Source organism: Frigoribacterium sp. 2355, assembly GCF_054060695.1.
Genome location: NZ_JBSSDL010000001.1, coordinates 448,842 through 468,319, shown reverse-complemented (window position 1 = coordinate 468,319; position 19,478 = coordinate 448,842). Strand labels below are relative to the sequence as shown.

Genomic DNA, 19,478 nt, shown 5'->3' with positions numbered 1-19,478 from the left:
TAAAATGCCGAGGGTGCGTCCGCCCGCCCGAGGCCCGCACGGAAGGTTGAGTCTGCATGGCCACGGAGATCCCCGGTACGTCAGAGATGGTCGGCGCGTCCGAGAGTCCCCTCCTGACCCCTCGTCACCGAGCCGGTGGTCTCGACCGAGAGGACGTCGTGGTCCGCAAGGGCCAGTTCACGCTCCTCAACGGTCACCTCACGCCCCAGCAGTCGATGATCGAGGACCTGCTCTACATCCGGCGTGTGCTCGACGCCGCCCAGGTGCCCTTCCTGCTCGTTCGCGGCAACGACGTCCGCCCCGTGATCGCCGTCGACACCGTGCACCGTGACCGCTTCACCGCCGCCATGGTCGCGGCCTCGGCCACCGAGCCCTTCTACGCCAAGCCCCGCAAGGGTCAGGCGTCCCTCGTCGTCGAGGGCGGGCTCGAGCTCGAGACGGAGCGGGTCTTCCGTGTCTACCGGCCCCGCGTCGAGCCCATTGGCCGCCTCCGCTACGGCGCGGGCACGGCCGTGCAGGTCGAGTTCTGGATCATCACCGACGACGAGATCCTCGCCCCGACCGAGAACGCGCTGATGCGCACCGAACTGCCCCGTGCCGAGGCCGTCGAACAGACGGTCGAGCGGTACGGCATCGAGTGGCCCACCCTCGAGCACATGTTCGACGACCACGCCACCGACATCACCTTCGACATCGACATCGTCTTCTCGTGGGTCGACGGCAACTCCATCGAGTACCAGCGTGCCCGGGCCGCCCAGGCCAAGCGTCACGTGGTCGGCGAGGGCGACGACTCGGCGGCCCGGTTCCGTCAGATCGACGAGCTCAAGTACGCCCTGCGGTCGGTCTACATGTTCGCCCCGTGGGTCCGGAACATCTACATCGCGACCGACTCGCCCGTGCCAGAGTGGTTGGGCGAGCACCCCCGCGTCCGCGTCGTGCGCAGCGAGGAGTTCTTCAGCGACCTCTCGATGCTCCCGACGCACAACTCGCAGGCCGTCGAGTCGCAGCTGCACCACATCGAGGGTCTCAGCGAGCACTTCCTGTACTCGAACGACGACATGTTCTTCGGGCGACCCGTCGCGCCGAGCATGTTCTTCTCTCCGGGCTCCGTCACCAAGTTCATCGAGGCCGACACCCGCATCGGGCTCGGGCACAACAACATCGACCGCAGCGGGTTCGAGAACGCCGCGCGGGTCAACCGCCGCCTGCTGCAGCAGCGCTTCGGCCGCGTCCTCACCCGCCACCTCGAGCACACGGCCGCGCCGCTGCGCCGCAGCGTCCTGTTCGAGATGGAGCACGAGTTCGCCGACGAGTTCGCCGCCACCGCCGGCAGCCCCTTCCGTGCGAAGGAGAACATCTCGGTCACGAACTCGCTCTACCACTACTACTCGCTGATGACGGGTCGGGCGATCGTGCAGGAGAACGCGAAGGTCAGCTACATCGACACCACGATGGTGTCGGGCCTGGCGTCGTTGTCCGAGGTGCTGAAGAAACGCGCGTTCGACTTCTTCTGCCTCAACGACGGCAGCTTCCCCGAGGTCACCGACGACGAGCGGACCGCGACGGTCACGGACTTCCTCGAGCGGTACTACCCGTTCCCCGCACCGTGGGAGAAGGACGAGATGCAGCGCGTCGCCCTCGAGAACGCCGAGCAGGACAGGCGGGCACTCGGAGCCGAGGCGGCGCAGTCGGGCGAGGCGACCGGACCGTCGTCCCAGCGGGGGCTCGAAGGGTCGGACTGACGCCGGCCGTACCCGCGTCGCGGGTGTGACGGGCGTCGCCGGTCACCGGTCGCGGGTGCCGGGTGCCGGTCACTGGCGCCGGGTGCCGGTCACTGGCGCCGGGTGCCGGTCACCGGCGCCGGGTGCCGACGCCGGGCGCCGGGTGCCGGTCACTGGCGCCGGGTGCCGACGCCGGTCACCGGCGCGGTGGCCGTCACCGTCCTCCGGACGGCCGCTCAGTTCGACGAGGTGCCGAAGCGGGCGGCCTGTTCGCCCGAGAGTGCGGCGTCGAGACGAGAGAGCATGTCCGGGCCCATGGTCGGCAGGTCGTCCAGCCGGAACCAGCGGGCCTCGGTGTTCTCGCCGTCCGCGGGGGAGGGCTCGCCCGACACGTAGCGCATCACGAACGTGTGGTCGAGGTACTGCGCGCGGTCGCCGTTCGGGTAGACGACCTCGTCGGTCACTCCGATCGAGGCCAGCCGTTCGGGGACGACGTTCAGGTCGGCTTCCTCGAGGGTCTCGCGGACGGCAGCGTCGGCGGGGTGCTCGCCCGGGTCGACGATGCCCGTCACCGGCGTCCAGGCGCCGGTGTCGGCTCGGCGCACCAGCAACGTCTCGTCATCGCGCACCACGACCGCGGTGACGCCGGCGAGCCACAGCGGTGCCGTGCCGATCTTCTCGCGCAGGGACAGGACGAAGTCGGGGGTGGCCATGTCAGCACCCTATCGACGGCCCGCCGTAGGCTGACCGCATGCGACTGCCCTGGACCCTTCACGGCTCGGACGTGCGGCGCATCTCCGACATGGCGGGCGAGTCGTTGCTCCTGGCCGGTGGGGGCAGGGCGATCCTGCTGCAACTCGCGAACCCCGGGGTGGGGCACGGCGTCGCCGAGCACAGCGACTTCGTCGAGCGCCCGTTGTCGCGGCTGCACGGCACCATGACGTACCTCTACGCCATCGTCTTCGGCACCCCGTCCGAGGTGGCCCACGTCCGCCGGGTCGTCGGGCGGGCGCACCGTCCGGTGCACGACGGCGGGTCCTCGCCGGTCCGGTACGACGCGTTCGACCCCGATCTGCAGCTCTGGGTCGCAGCCACGCTCTACGACTCGGCCGTGCAGCTGTTCGAGCGGGTCCACGGGCCGATCGACCCGGCCCACGCCGAGACCGTCTACCAGGACTACGCCCTCGTCGGCACGTCGCTGCAGATGCCGCGCGAGCTGTGGCCGGCCGATGCGGCGTCGTTCCGGCGCTACTGGGACGACGCCGTCGCGCGCCTCGTGGTGGACGACGTCACGCGTCGGGTCGCCCACGAGTTGTTGCACCCGACGACGGGGCCGTGGTGGCTGAGGGCGGTGATGCCGCTCGCCCGGCTCGTCACCGCGGGGTCGTTGCCGGCTCGTGTCCGTGACGACTTCGGCCTGCCCTGGTCGCCGGCCATCCAACGCCGCTACGACCGCGTGATGCGCGTCACGGCTGCGGTCGTCCCGAATCTGCCACCGCGCCTCCGTCACGTCCTCCGCGACGGGTACCTGCGTCGGCTGCGCGCGGCCATGGCCGCGGAGGCCCGCACCCCCGCCCACGGCTGACCCGGTCCGCCCGTCGCCGGCGTCCGGGTCGGCACGTCCCGCTCCCCGTCACGGCGTCCTCGTCCCTCGTCGGCAATTCCTGACTCCCGTCACGGCGATCGTAGGCGGGGGCGTGTCGGCGTCGATCGAGCGACGTGAAGCAGGAATTGCCGACTCGCGCGGACCGTGTTCGGGGCGGTCGGTCGTCGTCGGCGTGGCTGCGTCGGGACGGGCGGGGTCGACGGCACCGAGTGGGTCGGCAACTCCTGCTCCGTGCTGCACGACGGGCCAGGGAAGGCGGCGCCGGCCGTCGCGCGCAGCAGGAGGCAGGAGTTGCCGACGGTGCACGAGACCGGCTGCGGCGGGCGGGCCCGCCCGGTCAGAGCGTGTCGATCGGCCCCGTCAGCGCGAGGTCACGCGGCACCACGGGCACCGGTGCCGTGTCCGTCGCGCGGTGGCGGGGGGCGGCGGGGGCTATGCGCACGCCGGCGACGGCGAGCCGCTCGGCCACCACGTCGGCGGGCACGTACTCGCCCACGGTCTCGTAGGTGCCGATCGGCACGACCGAGTGCACGACGGTGCCCTCGTAGACGTGCACCAGGTTGAACGCCTGGGCACCGTCGCGGCCGCGGGTGCCGCCGCCGGAGACGTTGAGGTCCTGCGTGTAGCAGGTGGCCGACGCGACCGAGACGGGCACGCCCGCGAAGGTGGCGTTGGTCGAGTAGTGCAGGTGCCCGGCGATGATGGAGCGGACGTCGCTGCCCTCGATCACCTCGGCGAGGGCCGCCTGGTCACGCAGCTCGACGAGGGCCGTCAGGTCTTGCACGCTCGGGACCGGCGGGTGGTGCATGGCGATGATGGTGCCGTCGGGGGCATCGGTCGAGAGCTCCTCGGCGAGCCAGTCGAGCTGGTCACCCGAGAGCCGGCCGAAGTGGTGGCCGGGCACGGTCGTGTCGAGGGTGATGACGCGCAGGCCGTTGACGTCGTAGACGAGATCGACGGGTCGCTGCGACGGCAGCTGCCCGAAGAGCTCGGACCGGAACGCGCTGCGGTCGTCGTGGTTGCCCATGGCCCAGATGACCTGGGCGCCGAGTCGCTCGGCGACGGGCTCGATCAGGGCGCGGAGCTTGCGGTAGGCCTCCGGCTCGCCCTTGTCGGCGAGGTCGCCCGTGAAGACGATGGCCTCGGGCCGCCCGTCGGACGCCTCGATCTCGTCCATGATCTGGCGGAGCCGGGCCTCGCTGTCGACGGCGCCGTAGAGGTCGCGGTCACCGCCGACGAGGTGCGTGTCGCTGAGGTGCAGGATGAAGTGGTTCGGCCTGGGGTGTTCGGCCGTCCGGAGATCCATGGTTCTCTCAATCGATGTCGCCGACGTGGGCTCGGGACGAGACCCTCGTTGTTGATTCGTCACCAGTCCATCACCCGATTGCCATGAGTGGGGTGAACGTGCGCGCGCGTTTCGGTGAACGGTCGTCGAACAGGCCGCATTCCCGATCGACGACGCTAGCCCGCCCCACGGGACGACGCGACCCCCAGGAGGCGGGGGTCGCGTCGTCGAGGTCTCTGACGTGTCGAGGCGTCAGGGCTTGAGGACGACCTTGATGCAACCGTCCTCCTTGTTCTTGAAGACGTCGTACATGGCGGCGGCCTCGGAGAGCGGCACCGGGTGGGTGACGAGGTCCTCGGTGCCGAGCGGGTCGGTCGGGTCCTCGACGAGGGGCATCAGGGTGTCCATCCACTTCTGGACGTTGCACTGGCCCATCTTGATGGTGATCTGCTTGTCGAAGAGCGTGAGGAAGGGCGTGGGGTCGGCCGTGCCGCCGTAGACCCCGCTGAGCGAGACGGTGCCGCCACGGCGGACGATCTCGAAGGCGAGGTGCATGGCGCCGAGGCTGTCGATGCCTGCCTTCTGCATGACGGCCTGGCCGATCGCGTCGGGCAGGGCGGCGGCGAACTTCTGCACGAGGCCGATGCCGGCGTGCTCGTGTGCCTCCATGCCGACGGCGTCGACGACGGAGTCGGGTCCGCGGTCATCGGTCATGCCCTTGACGACGTCGGCGACGTCCTTCGTCAGGTCGAGGACCTCGACGCCGTGGCGCTCGGCCATGGCGCGACGCTCGGGCACGGGGTCGATGCCGATGACGCGGTAGCCGCGGTACTTGCCGATGCGCGACGCGAACTGGCCGACCGGGCCGAGGCCCAGGACGACCAGGGTGCCGCCTTCGGGCACCTGGGCGTACTCGACGCCCTGCCAGGCGGTCGGCAGGATGTCGCTGAGGAAGAGGTAGCGCTCGTCGGGCAGGTCGGCGCCGACCTTCACGAGGTTGGCGTCGGCACGCGCGATCCGCAGCTGCTCGGCCTGGCCACCGGGCACCTGGCCGTAGAGCTTGCTGAAGCCGTAGAGGGTGGCGCCCGAGTCGTACTCGGTGACCTGGGTGGTCTCGCACTGCGAGAAGAGTCCGCGGTCGCACATGAAGCAGTGGCCGCACGCGATGACGAAGGGGACGACGACGCGGTCGCCGACCTTGATGCGGCTGACCTCGGAACCGACCTGGGTGACGATGCCCATGGTCTCGTGGCCGAGCACGTCGCCCTTGTCGAGGAACGCGCCCAGGGCGTCGTACAGGTGCAGGTCGCTTCCGCAGATCGCGGCCGAGGTGACCTTGATGACGGCGTCGCTCGGGTCGATGATCGTGGGATCGGGGACGTCCTCGACGGAGACGTTGGTGACGGACTGGTACGTGAGTGCCTTCATCGTTCCCGTCTACGCGTCCTCACCCCGTGCCGCCTGGACGAGGGGTACAGCGGGCACGGAAAAGCCTCGGGGCGGCCGGGCCTGGGCCCGACCGCCCCGAGGCGGATCACGCGTGTGCTGTCGCCTAGGCGACGGCCGTCGCGGAGGCGACGATGTTGACGACCTTGCGGCCGCCCTTGTTGCCGAACTCGACCGAGCCGGGGGCGAGGGCGAAGAGGGTGTCGTCGCCGCCGCGGCCGACGTTGACGCCGGGGTGGAAGTGGGTGCCGCGCTGGCGGACGATGATCTCGCCGGCGAGGACGACCTGGCCGCCGAAGCGCTTCACGCCGAGGCGCTGTGCGTTCGAGTCACGACCGTTGCGGGTGGACGATGCGCCCTTTTTGTGTGCCATGTGGTGTCAGCCCCTTAGTTGGTGGTGATCGAGGTGATCTTGACGCGGGTCAGGTCGGCACGGAAGCCCATGCGACGCTTGTAGCCGGTCTTGTTCTTGTAGTTCTGGATGACGATCTTCGGGCCGCGCAGGTCGTTCAGCACCTCGCCCTCGACGGTGACCTTGGCCAGGTCGTCGCCCGACAGGATGGTGTCGCCGTCGACGTGCAGGACGGGGACGAACGAGACGGTGTCGGCGGTCGCGGCCTTGAGGCGGTCGACGGTCAGGATCGTGCCGACCTCGACCTTCTCCTGACGGCCACCGGCGCGCACGATTGCGAAAGCCATGGGAACTCCAAAAAAGTGGGGGATGTGACGCCCGGACTGCCGGACGACGTCGTGGTGCCACGAAGGCAACTTGGATAGTCTTTCACAAATGTCACGACCGATCAAACTTCGCCGCCCGCCGCAGTTCACGGCCGAGATCGTCGACGACGCCCGCCGGCGACTCCTCGACCTGCTGGACGACCTCGAGACGCTCACCACCGAGCACGCCGACGACATCGAGGTCTGGGGTTCGGCCGTGACGACCGCCGGCTGGGAGATCGCGAGCCTCGGCCAGTGGCTCGGCCTCGAGGGCGAGGCGGTGCTGCTGCTCGGCGGCGCGTCGTACCCCGAGATCGCCGAGCACCAGGGCACCAGCGCCTCGGCCGTGTACGCGCGCGTCGGCCGATCGCTCACCCTCGCGCCCTACGCGCACGCCTCCGGTGCCGACGGTGCGACCACCCGGGTCTCGGCCGAGGGACTCGACCAGGCCCGGGCCGAGTACGACCAGGAGGCGCGGGCCGGCGACCCGACGGACGTCGCCCGGGCGACCGCGCCCGTCGGCGACTCCCTGGCCGACCGCGTGCCCGAGGTGCTGCGGAACGGCGCCCGGCGCACCACCGAGATCGTCGCCGCCCTGCCCGACTACCGTCGGAGCAGCGTGCTGTCGACGTTGAGCGTCCTCGCCCGGCAGGGAGTGGTCGACCGGGTGGGGCACGGCGTCTACGCCCTGCCCCACCCGCCGACCGACTGAGTCCCCGGGCGGCGTCGGCCGATCAGGCCGGGGTGTCGCCCACCGCGTCGTCGAGTCCGAACGCCCGCAGCTCGTCGTCGTCCAGCAGTCGTGACCTGATCAGGAACCGCCGGCCTTCCGGGCTCTCGATCGAGAACCCGGCCCCGCGGCCCGGCACGACGTCGATCGTGAGGTGCGTGTACTTCCAGTACTCGAACTGGCTCCGGGACATGTAGACCTCGATCGGGTCGATCCCGTCGACGTGCAGGTCGCCCAGATGGACGTCGACGGCTCCCACCCGGAAGAACCCGACGGGGTAGCACATCGGCGACGAACCGTCGCAGCAGCCACCCGACTGGTGGAACATCAGCGGGCCGTGCTGCGCCGTCAGGGACACGAGGAACGCCGCCGCCTCGGGGGAGACGTCGACCCGGGAGGGGGTGGCGGCGACCGTCCCGGAGGCGGGGGCCGGCGTGACCGCGCCGACCCGCGCCTCCTCGGCTGCTGCCGCTGCCGGCGCGGCGGCGGCCGTCTGCTCGGGCGTCATCAGAAGAAGCCCATCGGACCGTCCGCGTAGCTGACCAGCAGGTTCTTGGTCTGCTGGTAGTGGTCGAGCATCATCTTGTGGTTCTCGCGACCGATGCCGGACTGCTTGTAGCCGCCGAACGCCGCCCCGGCGGGGTACTGGTGGTACGTGTTCGACCAGACGCGACCGGCCTGGATGTCGCGGCCGGCCCGGTAGAGCTGGGCACCGTTGCGGCTCCAGACGCCGGCACCGAGACCGTAGAGGGTGTCGTTGGCGATCTTGATGGCGTCGTCGTAGTCGCTGAAGCTCGTCAGGGACAGGACGGGGCCGAAGATCTCCTCCTGGAAGATCCGCATCGAGTTGCGGCCCTCGAAGATCGTCGGGTTGACGTAGTAGCCGCCGGTCAGGTCGCCGCCCAGGTCGGCCCGGTCGCCGCCGAGCAACAGCGTCGCGCCTTCCTGCTTGCCGATGTCCATGTAGCTCAGGATCTTCTCGAGCTGGTCGTTGGACGCCTGGGCGCCGATCATGGTGTCCATCGAGAGCGGGTCGCCCTGCTTCACCTTCTTCACCCGCTCGACGCCGTCGGCGGTGAACTGGTCGTAGATCGACTGCTGCACGAGCGCCCGGCTCGGGCAGGTGCACACCTCGCCCGAGTTCAGGTTGAAGAACGAGAAGCCCTCGAGGGCCTTGTCGTAGAAGTCGTCCCGTTCGTCGGCGACGTCGGCGAAGAAGACGTTCGGGCTCTTGCCGCCGAGCTCGAGCGTCACCGGGATGAGGTTCTCGCTCGCCATCTGCATGATCAGGCGCCCGGTGGTGGTCTCGCCGGTGAACGCGATCTTGCGGATGTTCGGGTGGCTCGCCAGGGGGGCGCCGGCCTCGACGCCGAAGCCGTTGACGATGTTGAGCACCCCGGCGGGCAGGAGGTCCTTGACGAGGTCCATGAAGACGTGGATCGACGCGGGGGTCTGCTCGGCCGGCTTGAGGACGACGCAGTTGCCGGCGGCGAGGGCGGGGGCGAGCTTCCACACGGCCATCAGCAGCGGGAAGTTCCAGGGGATGATCTGGCCGACCACGCCGAGCGGTTCGTGGAAGTGGTAGGCGACGGTGTCGGCGTCGATCTCGCCGGTCGAACCCTCCTGCGCCCGGATCGCCCCGGCGAAGTAGCGGAAGTGGTCGATCGCGAGCGGGACGTCGGCGGCGAGGGCCTCACGGATGGGCTTGCCGTTGTCCCAGGTCTCGGCGACGGCGAGCATCTCGAGGTTCGCCTCCATGACGTCGGCGATCCTGTTGAGGATCAGCGCGCGTTGGGCGATCGTCGTCTTCTTCCACGAGTCGAACGCGCGCCAGGCGGCCTCGACCGCCTTGTCGACGTCCGCGGCGTTGCCCCGGGCGACCTCGGTGAAGACCTTGCCGTTCACCGGGCTCGGGTTCTCGAAGTACTGCCCGCTCGCCGGGGCGACGTACTCGCCGCCGATGAAGTGGTCGTAGCGGGGCTTGAAGGCCACCTTCGCGTCGGGCCGTCCCGGCGCGGCGTAGGTGTTCGGGGGAGTGGTGACGGTCATGACGGTCCCTTTCGACGACGGTGTCGGGTCGGTGGCGGGGGTCGCCCGCCGCTGGCGGCAGGCTACGTCGGGCGGGGTTGCATCCGGTTGCGCGTCAGTCCCGGCCTCCGAGCGCCTCGAGGTGCGCGACCAGGTGCGTCCGCCGGGGCGATCCCGGCGGAAGCCGACGCAGCAGCTCGAGCAGCACGCGCACGTCGTCGCGACCCGCGTCCGACTCGGAGTAGGACACCAGGCTCTCGATCGACCCGCCGGTGAGCAGCGCGTCCCGGACGGTCGCCGCGACCTCGACCCGCAGCGCCACGACGCCGGGTGCCGTGGACGAGGGCAGCGCCGGGCCGGTGTCGGCTCGCACGGCGGCGCGGTGGGCACCGCGGTCGACGAGTCCGACGAGCGCGTCGAGGTCGAGGGCCACCGGGCGGGGCAGGCGGTACGGGCGCGACAGGGGGACCAGCGTGGGGTCGAGGGCCTCGACGACGTGCCGCAGGCGCACCATCTCGGGGCGCAGGGTGGACACCGCGTCGACGTCGCCGTAGACCGCGTCGGCCAACCCGTGAGCGGTGTAGCCGGCGGTCCGGTGGGCGAGCAGGGTCATGATCTCGGAGTGCCGGGCACCCAGCGCGATGCGGCCGTCCCCGACCGTGAGGACGGCTTCGTCACGGCCCAGGGTCGTCAGGCCGGCGGGGGAGTCCGGACCGGATCGGACCGGCCGCCGGGGGGTGCGGGTCGGGACGCGATCGACCGCGGCGAATCCCAGGAGCGCGAGGTGCGCCTCCACGGCCGCGACGGTCGCCGTGACCAGGGGCAGCGTCAACGAGCCGGCCGCCCGCTCGTCTCCCGTGATGTCGACGACTCCGATGACGTGCCCGTCGACGGGATCGTGGACCGGGACGGCCGTGCAGCTCCAGGCCCGCACGCGGTGGTTCCAGTGCTCGTCGCCGCGGATCTGCACGCCCCGGTCGAGCACGAGGGCGGTGCCCGGGGCCGAGGTGCCGACCCGCGACTCCGACCAGCCCGCACCGGCGACGAACAGCATGTCCTCGGCGCGGCGGCGGGCCGCGTGGTCGCCCTCGACCCAGAGCAGGCGTCCGTGCTCGTCGCCCAGCGCGACGAGCAGTCCCGAGCCCGAGACGTCGTCCGTGAGCAGACGACGCACCACGGGCAGCGCGAGTGCCAACGGGTGGTCCCGACGCCAGTCGTCGAGGTCGTCCTCGGGCAGCTCGAGTCGGGGCAGGCCGTCGGGATCGAGCCGGTGCCGGGAGGCGCGGTCCCACGAGTCGCGCACCACCCGGCGCTGCGGCCCGACGTCGCGGGGCGGACGGCTCGCGGTCAGCGTCATGGAGCACCAATCGTCGTCGATCGGGGCGAGTCGGCCGTCGTGCGGCGTCGTCGCCGGGGTGCTGTCAGCGTACGGCGGCGTGCGGCCGTCGGGGAAGGGCGGCGCGTGGGGGTCTGCTGTGACCTCGGGGAACCGCCGGTCCCGTCGGCAACTCCTGCTTCCCGTCGCGCCGTCGCGGGACGTCCCCGGGGGCAGGGGCCGTCGTCGTGCGCGGGCGACAGGAGTCAGGAGTCACCGACGCACGGCGTCGCGGGCGGCCGCGATCGTCGCGTCCAGCGCCTCGGGCCACGGGGTCGGTCCGATGTCGAGCAGGCGTTCGCTCTCGGACGAGTCCACGACGAAGGGCGAGTCGAACTGGTACTGCATCGCCCTCACCTCGCGGAGGAACGGCACCGTGCGGGTCAGGCCGGCCCACAGCAGCGGGTTCCACGGGCGGACGCGACCGGTCAGGCCGTACCGGCGCCGCGCCTCCTCGGCGATCGCGACCCGTGAGGCGTGGGTGGCGTGCGGCGTCAGCCAGGCGCGTCCCCACTCGTCGCGGTCGATGGCGGCCACGAGGGTCGAGACGACGTCGGGCAGGTACGCCCAGGCGTGCGGCTGGGTCACGTCGCCGACCGCGTGGGCGGTGCGGCCCGCGACGAGCGGCCCGAAGAAGTCGCTGCCGAGGTGGGTGTTGCGCGCGGCGCCGGGCCCGAAGTAGTCGCTCGCGCGCACCTCGACGGCCCGGACGCCCCGGTCGGCCGCGGCGAGGAGCCGCTGCCAGCTGTCGGCACGCACCCTGCCCTTCCCCTCGGCGGAGGCGAGGGGCGTGTGCTCGGTCATCGGCTCGGACACCGGCCCGTGGCCGTAGAGGTTGCCCATCAGCACGATGCCCGCCCCCGTGGTGGAGGCCGTCTCGATCAGGGCCGTGGTGATGGCCGGCCACTCGACGCCCCAGGCGGGGTAGGGCGGGTTCGAACAGACCACGATCGTGTCGACGCCGTGGGCCGCGTTCGTCAGGGCGGCGGCGTCCTTGGCGTCGAGCGTGAACGGGGCGGCCCCGGCGATCGCGGTGCCGCGGCGGGTGGCGACGCGCACGGTGTCGCCCCGCTCGGCGAGGCGGCGGACGAGGGGGGTGCCGATGGCTCCGGCTCCGACGACGAGATGGGTGGGCATGGGGTCCTCCTGGGGCAATGAGCGAGAGCGGTGCTCTCGGATCTGACCCTAGGGTCGGGCGGCCCGACACGCAAGAGCGGTGCTCTCGTTTGTGTCGCGTGCTCTCGGACGACAGGATCGGGGCATGACCACGAACGCAGGGGACGACGGACGCGACCGGGCCGTGGGGGGCGTCCGCGAGCGGGCACGGACCGAGATCGTCGAGCGCGCCCTCGCCTCGGCCCACCGGCAGCTGGCCGAGGTGGGAGCGGCCGCCCTCTCGGTGCGCGCCGTCGCGCGCGACCTGGGCATGGCGTCCTCGGCGATCTACCGGTACTTCCCGAGCCGCGACGCCCTGCTGACCCGCCTGATCACCGACGCCTACGTCGACCTCGCCGAGGCCGCCCGTCGGGCCGAGCAGGCCGTCGACCGGGCCGACCACCGGGAGCGGTTCCGCGCGACGGCCCGTGCGACCCGTCGCTGGGCGATCGCCGACCCGCACCGCTACGCCCTGCTCTACGGCTCACCCGTCCCCGGGTACGCGGCCCCCGTCGACACCGTCGAACCGGCGATCGCGGTGGGGCTGCTCCTGCTCGGGGCGGTCGACGACGCGGCGGCGAGCGGAGCCACGTTGCGGGCGATGCCCGTGCGAGCCGGCCTGGCCGACGAGTTCACGCAGCTCGCCCAGGGCCTCGGGGCGTCGGTCGCCCCCGGTGTGCTGGCCGCGGGCATCACCGCCTGGACGGCCCTCTACGGGCATCTCAGCTTCGAGCTCTTCGGTCACCTCACCAACGTCGTCACCGACCGCGACGCCTGGTTCGAGTCGTTCCTCGACGAGCAGATCGCTCGCATCTGGGGCTGACGCCCCGCTGACGCCCCCGCTGTGGGCGCGGGACGAGGCACCGGCAGGAGGCGCGGGTCAGCTCGCGCAGTCGATGCAGAGTCGGGCGGTGGGTCGCGCCTCGAGCCGAGCGTCGCCGATCCGGGCCGCACATCGCTCGCAGCGCCCGAAGGTGCCGTCGGCGAGCCGGGCCAGGGCGGCCTCGGCGTCGGCGGCGCGTTCGAGGGCCGATCGCCGGACGGCGTCGAGCTGCGACCGTTCGTAGGCGATCGTGGACCCCTCGGGGTCGTGCTCGTCGTCGACGTTGGCTCCCTCGCGGGCCGCGGCCACCGCCTCCATGTCCCCGAGCAGTCGCGCGGCCAGCGCCAGGGCCTCGTCGCGTGTGGTGCGCAACCGGTCCGAGGGATCGAGCACGAGGCGGTGCCTCAGGCCCCGACGAGCGTCGGCACCTCTTCGCCGGCGCGGGGCGGTGCCGGGGGAGTGCCGTCGCCGAAGGGGCGGCCACCGAGCTGCTCGCGCCCGTGGTCGGTGAGCCATCCCGAGGCGTCCGGCCCGACCGGGACGATGCCCGTGGGGTTGATGTCGGAGTGCACGACGTAGTAGTGCGCCTTGATCTGGTCGAAGTCGATCGTGTCGCCGAACCCGGGGGTCTGGAACAGGTCGCGGGCGTAGGCCCAGAGCACCGGCATCTCGCTGAGCTTGTTCCGGTTGCACTTGAAGTGCCCGTGGTAGACGGCGTCGAACCGGGCGAGCGTGGTGAACAGCCGGATGTCGGCCTCGGTGATGGTGTCGCCCACGAGGTAGCGCTGACCGGCCAGTCGCTCGGACAACCAGTCGAGCCGCTCGAAGAGGGTGCGGTAGGCCCGCTCGTAGCTCTTCTGCGACCCGGCGAAACCGGCGCGGTAGACCCCGTTGTTGACGTCGTGGAAGACCACGGCGTTCACCTCGTCGATCTCGCCGCGGAGGGCCTCGGGGTAGAGGTCGGGGGCGCCCTCACGGTGGTGGGCGGTCCACTCGGTCGCGAAGTCGAGGGTGATCTGGGGGAAGTCGTTCGTGACGACCTTGCCGCTCGGCACGTCGACGATCGCCGGCACGGTGATGCCGCGCGGGTAGTCGGGCGTGCGGGCGAAGAACGCCTCTTGGAGGCGTTCGATGCCGAGGACGGGGTCACGACCGTCGGGGTCGAGGTCGAAGGTCCAGCTGCGGGCGTCGTGCGTGGGGCCGGGCAGGCCGAGCGAGATCGCGTCCTCCAGCCCGAGCAGGCGTCGCGAGATGACGCTGCGGTTCGCCCAGGGGCAGGCCCGGGCGGCGACCAGGCGGTAGCGACCGGCCTCGACCGGCCACCCGTCGACGGCATCGCGCGTGATGCGGTCCTCGATGTAGTTGGTGTCGCGGGTGTACTCCTGACCCGGTTCGACGTAGCTGCCCTTGACCTGCTGATCGCTCATGTCGCCACCCTACGCACGGGGTGTCGGCAATTCCTGGCTGCTGCGACGTGCAGGGACGAGCGGCGGCCCCGGCCGCCGTGGTGGCGACACGGGTCAGGAGTTGCCGACGGCCAGGGACGAGGAGGCGCGGGCCGCGTTCCAGTCGCGCCACATCGCCTTGAGGTCCCACGCGTTCTCGGCCTCGAGCGAGATGCCGCGCTCGCCGGTGCGACGCGTGCGTCCCTGGATCACCATCAGCTGCGTGCCGAACAGCAGCGAGCCGGCGCGGGCCTGGGCCTCCTCGAAGAACGTGGAGTCGGAGCAGCCGCTGCCGTCGTCGAGGCTGATGAAGACCACGCGTTTGCCGCTGCGCATCGGCGGGGTCTGGGTCGCGATGCGGATGCCCGCCACGAGCACGGTCGTGCCGTTCCAGTGGTCGCGCAGGTCGGCGGCGCGCACCACGCCCAGGTCGTCGAGCATGGGCCGGTAGCTCTCGATCACGTGTTCGCTGACCTCCATCGAGAGGATGTCGAGCTCGTCGGCGACCCGCTGCCGGGCGTCGACGTCGGGCGTGCCGGTCGGCACCGTGTCGGAGTCGTCGATCGAGAAGTCGAGCTGGTTCTCGACGTCGGTGGCCTTCGGGCGCGACGACCGGCCGGTGAGCGCTCGCACCCGCGCCAGGACGTCGCCGCGGGTGCGGCCTGGCCCGGCGACCGAGTCGAGCGCCCCGACCTGCGCCAGGCGCTCGAAGAGCGATCGGGACGGCGTCGCCCGCTGCCAGAAGTCGGTGATCGAGTCGTAGGGACGGTTCACGACCACCCGGGCCAGCTCGGCGTCGCTGATGCCGTGCACGTCGGCCAGCGACAGCCGCAGACCGAGGTCGCCGACCCGGGTCGGCGCGATCGGGGTCGCCGGCGGCCGGAGGCGCTCGACCCGGTAGACGTCGGTCGAGGCGTTGACGTCGAGCGGCAGCACGGGGACGCCCATGCGTCGCGCCTCGGTCAGCAGCAACCGCTTCGGGTACATGCCCGGGTCGTGGGTGAGGACGCCCGCCAGGAACTCGGCCGGGTAGTGGGTCTTCAACCACGCGCTCTGGTAGGTCGGCAGGGCGAACGCGGCCCCGTGGGCCTTGCAGAAGCCGAACGACCCGAACCCCTTGAGCGCGGCCCAGATCCGGTCGACCGCGGCGTCGTCGAAGCGTCGCCTCCCGGTCGCGGGGTCGAGGTTGCCGCGGGTGCGCTCGCGGAAGGTGGCCTCGAGCGCGTCGTCGTCGCCCTTGCCCATGTGCCGTCGGATCTCGTCGGCCTCGGCGAGCGACACCTGCATGGTCGCCTCGAGGATGCGCAGCACGTGCTCGTGGTAGATGACCACCCCGTAGCTGTCGTCGAGGAACGACGCGAAGCTCGGGTGCAGGTAGTCGGGCTGTTGGAATCCGTGCTTGGTGTCGAGGAACGGCGCGATCATGTTGCCCTTCATCGGGCCGGGCCGGAACAGCGAGATGTCGGCGATGAGGTCTTCGTAGCGGTCGGGCTGCATCTTGCCGATCAGCTCGCGCTGACCGGGGCTCTCGATCTGGAACATGCCGAGCGTGTGGGTGGTGCGGATCGCCTCGAAGGTGGGCGCGTCGTCGTGCGGGATCTCGTCGAGCTCGATCCGACCCTGGCGGTTCACGTAGGGCACGTCGACGGGCAGGGCTCCGGCGAGGGCGGCACGGGGGCCGTTGACGCGTTCGATCTCGTCGAGGGCGTAGGCGAGCGAGCTCTGCATGCGGACGCCGAGGACGTCCAGCTTGAGCAGGCCGGCGTCGTTCATGTCGTACTTGTCGAACTGGCTCATCGGCAGGCCGATGCCGCTGGGCTGGACGGGGGTCGTGCTGAGCAGGTCGGAGTCGCCGAGGATGACCCCGCACGGGTGCATCGAGATGTGCCGGGGCAGACGGTCGAGCCGTTCGCTGAGGTCGACGAGCAGGTCGATCTGGTCGTTGCTCCGGGCGAGTTCGGCGATCTCGCGCAGCTCGGGTTTCTCGGCCATCGCCGTGCGCAGGTCTCGGGCGTTCGACCGCCAGACGTTCTTGGCCACGAGGTCGATCTGCTCGTCGTCGAGGCCCAGCGCGAGACCGGCGTCGCGCACCGCCCCGCGTCCGCGGTAGGTGGACTGCATCGACATGAGCGTGACCCGGTTGCTGCCGTACCGGTCGAAGATCGCCCGGTAGACCTCGTGCCGCCGCGCCGCCTCGACGTCGATGTCGATGTCGGGCAGGGTCTCGCGCTTGTTGCCGAGGAACCGCTCGAACAGCAGGTCGTGCTCGATCGGGTCGACGTTCGAGATGCGCAGCAGGTAGGTGACGAGGCTGCCGGCCCCCGATCCCCGCGCCGCGTTGCGCACCCGCAGGTCGCGCATCAGCGCCGAGACGTCGGCCACGGTGAGGAAGTACCCGGCGAAGCCGAACCCGGTGATGATGCCGAGTTCGTAGCGCATGCGGTCCTCGACCTTGTCGCGCAGGGCACGGTCGGCGTCGCCGAAGCGTTCGGTGACGCCGGCCTGGGCCTGCCGGAACAGCGCCTGGTCGGGGTCGCCGTCGACGCCGATCGCGCTGAGCTCCGGCACCTTCGGGCGGCCCCAGCCGAGGTCGGCGACGGGGTCGAGCCGGCACCGGTCGGCCAGGCGTTCGGTGGCGGCGAGCATCTCGTCGCCGACGCTGCGGGGCAACGACGAGGCGTCGCTCACCAGACGGGCCAGTCGGCGCATGTCGGCGGGGCGCTTCAGGTAGGCCTGGGCGTTCGGTTGGGGCCGGAACGAGCCGAGGGCGGCCAGGTGCCCTGCCGAGTCGAGCACGTCGGCCGTGACGGCCTCGTCGGGATCGAGGTACCGCACGGCGTTCGTGAGCACGGCCGGCACCCCGACGTGGTCGGCCAACTCGAGCATGCGGGCGGCGTGCCGGATGCTGCGGCTCTCGCCCGGCTCGGTCAGGTGGCAGACCACCTCGACCACCACGCCGCCCGGCAGCGTCGCCGCCCAGTCGGCGAGCGACGCCGCGGCCTCGCTGTGACGCCCCGCCTGGACCAGTCGGCCCACGTCGGAGTCGGGCCCCAGCAGCACGGTCGCCGCCGGCTCGGTCTCGCCCTGGACGAAGCCCCTCACCCGCGACCGGGCGATGGTCGCCACGCTGTTGGCACTGCCGCTGGCGCGGCGGGTGGCCCGACCGTGGGACGCGCTGATCAGCCGGCACAGCGCCGCCCACCCCGCCTTCGCCGGCCCGCCGCCCCGCGCCCCGTGCGCCAGCACCACGATGCGGTCGACCCCGCCGACGGCCCCGCCTCCGACGGCACCACCGTCCACGAACCCCTCGCGGTCGTCCCGGCAGCCCAGCTCGACCCCGACGATCGGGTCGACGCCCGCCGTCCGGCAGGCCCCGACGTGCCGGATCGCCCCGTACAGCCCGTCCCGGTCGGTGATCGCCGCCGCGTCGGCACCCGCCGCGACGGCGGCGTCGACGAGCGCCTTCGGGTGCGCCGTGCCGTGGTGGGCACTGAACGCCGACGCGACGCGCAGGTGGGTGAAGCTCATGGTCGGTACCTCGGGCTGCTGAACCCCCGGCCGGGTCGTTCGAACAGGTGTTCGACCAGTGTACGTCGCTCCGATCGGCCGTCGCACCCCGTGGTCCGTCCCTCGGGTCCCACGGCCTGTCATCATCGGGGCATGTCCGATCGACGCCCCACCCCGACCGATCGACGCCCCACCTCGACCGATCGAGGCCTCACCTCGCCCGATCGACGGTCCGCCCTGCGTCGCGACGCCCGCACCGCGACCCACTGGACCCGCGTCCTGCTGGCCCAACCGCGCCTCCTGCTCGCCGTGAAGACGGCGCTCGCCGCGGCCCTCGCCTACTGGATCGCGCCGCAGGTGCCCGGCGTCGCCGCCGACTACCCGTACTACGCGCCGCTCGGCGCCGTGATCGCGATGTACCCGACCATCAAGAGCTCGCTGCGACAGGGGTTCCAGGTGCTGGTCGGCGTGGTCGTCGGCATCGCCCTCGCCACGGCGGTCTTCTCGCTGCAGGACGGTCGGCCCGGCGTGTTGGCGGTGGCGCTCGTCGTCGGGGTCGGCGTGCTCGTGGCGGGCATCCGCTGGCTCGGCGCCGGTCGCGACTGGGTGCTCACGGCCGGGCTGTTCGTGCTGCTGCTCGGCGGCGCGAACGCCGAGGCCTACTCGCTGGGCTACATCGTGCAGATCGGGGTCGGCGTCGTCGTCGGCGTCATCGTCAACCTGGTGCTCGTGCCGCCGCTCTACGCCTCGCGCGCCGAGGATCGCCTCCTCCGGGTGAAGGACTCGCTGGCCGACCGGGCCGACGAGGTCGCCGGCGTGTTCGAGACCCCCTGGCCCCTCGAGGACGACGAATGGGAGCGTCGCGTGGGCGTCCTGCCGAGCACCCTCCGCCGCGTCCGCGAGACCGTCGCGTACGCGGACGAGTCCCGTCGCATGAACCCGCGGTGGTTGCTCCGCCGCCGCGACCTCGGCCAGGAGTACGCGGATCTCGCCACGTACGAGCGCGTCTCGTTCCACCTGCAGGACGTCGCCGAGGTCTCGGGCATCCTCGGTCGCCGGATCGGCCGGCAGATCGGCATGCCCGACGACCTCGCGCCCGACGTCGCCCACGCCGTGCACGGCGTCGCCACCGTCATCCGACGCCACGGGGCCGAGGACGTCGACGCCTTCACCGACGCCCGGCGACGCGTCGCCGACCTCTGGGACGCCGTCGACCGCCACCGGGACCGCCCGACCACGGACACGAGCGGCGGCGTCTCGATCGCCGTCTCGCTCGGACGCATCATCGCCGCGCTCGACCCCGACGACACCACCGCGCCCCGCCCCGAGGACGACGCCGCCGAGGAGGGGCGCACGGCCGGCGACGACGACACCGGCGGCCGGGTGGGCGGCACCGACAGCACGGGGCCGGTCGACGACGACAGCGCACCCCGCGACACCGCCCCGCACGACACCGTGCAGGACGGCGAGGCCGATGCCGGTCGCTGACCCCGATACGGCGCTCGCCCTCCGGGAGCAGTACGGTTGACCGGGCACCGGCGCCGAGACGCGACCCGTGCCCTCCGCGGCCGGGGCGGTCGACGGGAATGTCCGTCCCCCCTGTGCGTTGACACCCGTGGCCCCGAGAACCCCCGCCGCCT

At 71.8% G+C, this 19,478-nt stretch carries 17 protein-coding genes; 5 read left to right on the top strand and 12 right to left on the bottom strand.

The features are described 5' to 3' along the window. Positions 1-86: 86 nt before the first annotated feature. On the top strand, positions 87-1,742 hold the full coding sequence (locus ACVJ1F_RS02190) for a stealth family protein (RefSeq protein WP_456884548.1): 1,656 nt from the start codon (positions 87-89) through the stop codon (positions 1,740-1,742). Positions 1,743-1,957: 215 nt separating this feature from the next. On the opposite strand, the gene ACVJ1F_RS02185 is transcribed toward ACVJ1F_RS02190, so the two are convergent. Further along, positions 1,958-2,434, bottom strand: coding sequence for an NUDIX hydrolase (locus ACVJ1F_RS02185; RefSeq protein ID WP_456884395.1), 477 nt, complete (start codon positions 2,432-2,434; stop codon positions 1,958-1,960). A gap of 38 nt (positions 2,435-2,472) precedes the next feature. On the opposite strand from ACVJ1F_RS02185, the gene ACVJ1F_RS02180 reads away from it, so the two are divergent. Next, positions 2,473-3,306: an oxygenase MpaB family protein gene (locus ACVJ1F_RS02180; protein ID WP_456884393.1), complete on the top strand. Its 834-nt coding sequence runs from the start codon at positions 2,473-2,475 to the stop codon at positions 3,304-3,306. Between the two features lie 358 nt (positions 3,307-3,664). Here ACVJ1F_RS02180 and ACVJ1F_RS02175 read toward each other — a convergent pair whose 3' ends face one another. The 4 genes from ACVJ1F_RS02175 to rplU form a co-directional block, all read right to left on the bottom strand. Further along, a complete protein-coding gene (locus ACVJ1F_RS02175; protein ID WP_456884392.1) occupies positions 3,665-4,633 on the bottom strand; it encodes a phosphodiesterase in 969 nt (322 codons plus the stop codon). 231 nt (positions 4,634-4,864) lie between these two features. Further along, on the bottom strand, positions 4,865-6,040 hold the full coding sequence (locus ACVJ1F_RS02170) for an alcohol dehydrogenase catalytic domain-containing protein (RefSeq protein ID WP_200412716.1): 1,176 nt from the start codon (positions 6,038-6,040) through the stop codon (positions 4,865-4,867). A 124-nt stretch (positions 6,041-6,164) separates the two neighbouring features. Beyond that, positions 6,165-6,431, bottom strand: coding sequence for a 50S ribosomal protein L27 (gene rpmA, locus ACVJ1F_RS02165; RefSeq protein ID WP_043596143.1), 267 nt, complete (start codon positions 6,429-6,431; stop codon positions 6,165-6,167). 14 nt (positions 6,432-6,445) lie between these two features. Continuing rightward, a complete protein-coding gene (rplU, locus tag ACVJ1F_RS02160) occupies positions 6,446-6,757 on the bottom strand; it encodes a 50S ribosomal protein L21 (RefSeq protein WP_054144935.1) in 312 nt (103 codons plus the stop codon). 88 nt (positions 6,758-6,845) lie between these two features. On the opposite strand from rplU, the gene ACVJ1F_RS02155 reads away from it, so the two are divergent. Continuing rightward, complete coding sequence (locus ACVJ1F_RS02155) at positions 6,846-7,487, top strand: hypothetical protein (RefSeq protein ID WP_456884389.1); 642 nt, start codon at positions 6,846-6,848, stop codon at positions 7,485-7,487. A 22-nt stretch (positions 7,488-7,509) separates the two neighbouring features. Here ACVJ1F_RS02155 and ACVJ1F_RS02150 read toward each other — a convergent pair whose 3' ends face one another. The 4 genes from ACVJ1F_RS02150 to ACVJ1F_RS02135 form a co-directional block, all read right to left on the bottom strand. Continuing rightward, positions 7,510-8,016, bottom strand: coding sequence for a DUF779 domain-containing protein (locus ACVJ1F_RS02150; protein WP_456884546.1), 507 nt, complete (start codon positions 8,014-8,016; stop codon positions 7,510-7,512). After that, entirely contained in the window at positions 8,013-9,554 is a 1,542-nt protein-coding gene (exaC, locus tag ACVJ1F_RS02145; RefSeq protein WP_056045771.1) for an acetaldehyde dehydrogenase ExaC, read from the bottom strand. Before exaC ends, ACVJ1F_RS02150 begins: the two co-directional genes overlap by 4 nt. A gap of 94 nt (positions 9,555-9,648) precedes the next feature. After that, entirely contained in the window at positions 9,649-10,890 is a 1,242-nt protein-coding gene (locus tag ACVJ1F_RS02140; RefSeq protein WP_456884387.1) for a GAF domain-containing protein, read from the bottom strand. A 231-nt stretch (positions 10,891-11,121) separates the two neighbouring features. Next, entirely contained in the window at positions 11,122-12,045 is a 924-nt protein-coding gene (locus ACVJ1F_RS02135) for an NAD-dependent epimerase/dehydratase family protein (protein WP_456884385.1), read from the bottom strand. 124 nt (positions 12,046-12,169) lie between these two features. Here ACVJ1F_RS02135 and ACVJ1F_RS02130 point away from each other — a divergent pair, with 124 nt between their 5' ends. Continuing rightward, a complete protein-coding gene (locus ACVJ1F_RS02130; RefSeq protein ID WP_456884383.1) occupies positions 12,170-12,886 on the top strand; it encodes a TetR/AcrR family transcriptional regulator in 717 nt (238 codons plus the stop codon). 57 nt (positions 12,887-12,943) lie between these two features. Here the strand turns inward: ACVJ1F_RS02130 and ACVJ1F_RS02125 are convergent, their stop codons facing one another. The 3 genes from ACVJ1F_RS02125 to ACVJ1F_RS02115 form a co-directional block, all read right to left on the bottom strand. Then, on the bottom strand, positions 12,944-13,279 hold the full coding sequence (locus tag ACVJ1F_RS02125) for a TraR/DksA family transcriptional regulator (protein WP_235452497.1): 336 nt from the start codon (positions 13,277-13,279) through the stop codon (positions 12,944-12,946). An 11-nt stretch (positions 13,280-13,290) separates the two neighbouring features. After that, positions 13,291-14,313, bottom strand: a complete 1,023-nt coding sequence (locus tag ACVJ1F_RS02120) for a glutathione S-transferase family protein (RefSeq protein ID WP_123570205.1) — start codon at positions 14,311-14,313, stop codon at positions 13,291-13,293. A gap of 93 nt (positions 14,314-14,406) precedes the next feature. Further along, positions 14,407-17,859, bottom strand: coding sequence for a DNA polymerase III subunit alpha (locus tag ACVJ1F_RS02115; protein ID WP_456884380.1), 3,453 nt, complete (start codon positions 17,857-17,859; stop codon positions 14,407-14,409). A gap of 132 nt (positions 17,860-17,991) precedes the next feature. Between ACVJ1F_RS02115 and ACVJ1F_RS02110 the strand changes: the two genes are divergently transcribed. Further along, positions 17,992-19,326: an FUSC family protein gene (locus ACVJ1F_RS02110; protein ID WP_456884378.1), complete on the top strand. Its 1,335-nt coding sequence runs from the start codon at positions 17,992-17,994 to the stop codon at positions 19,324-19,326. The last annotated feature ends 152 nt before the right edge of the window (positions 19,327-19,478 follow it).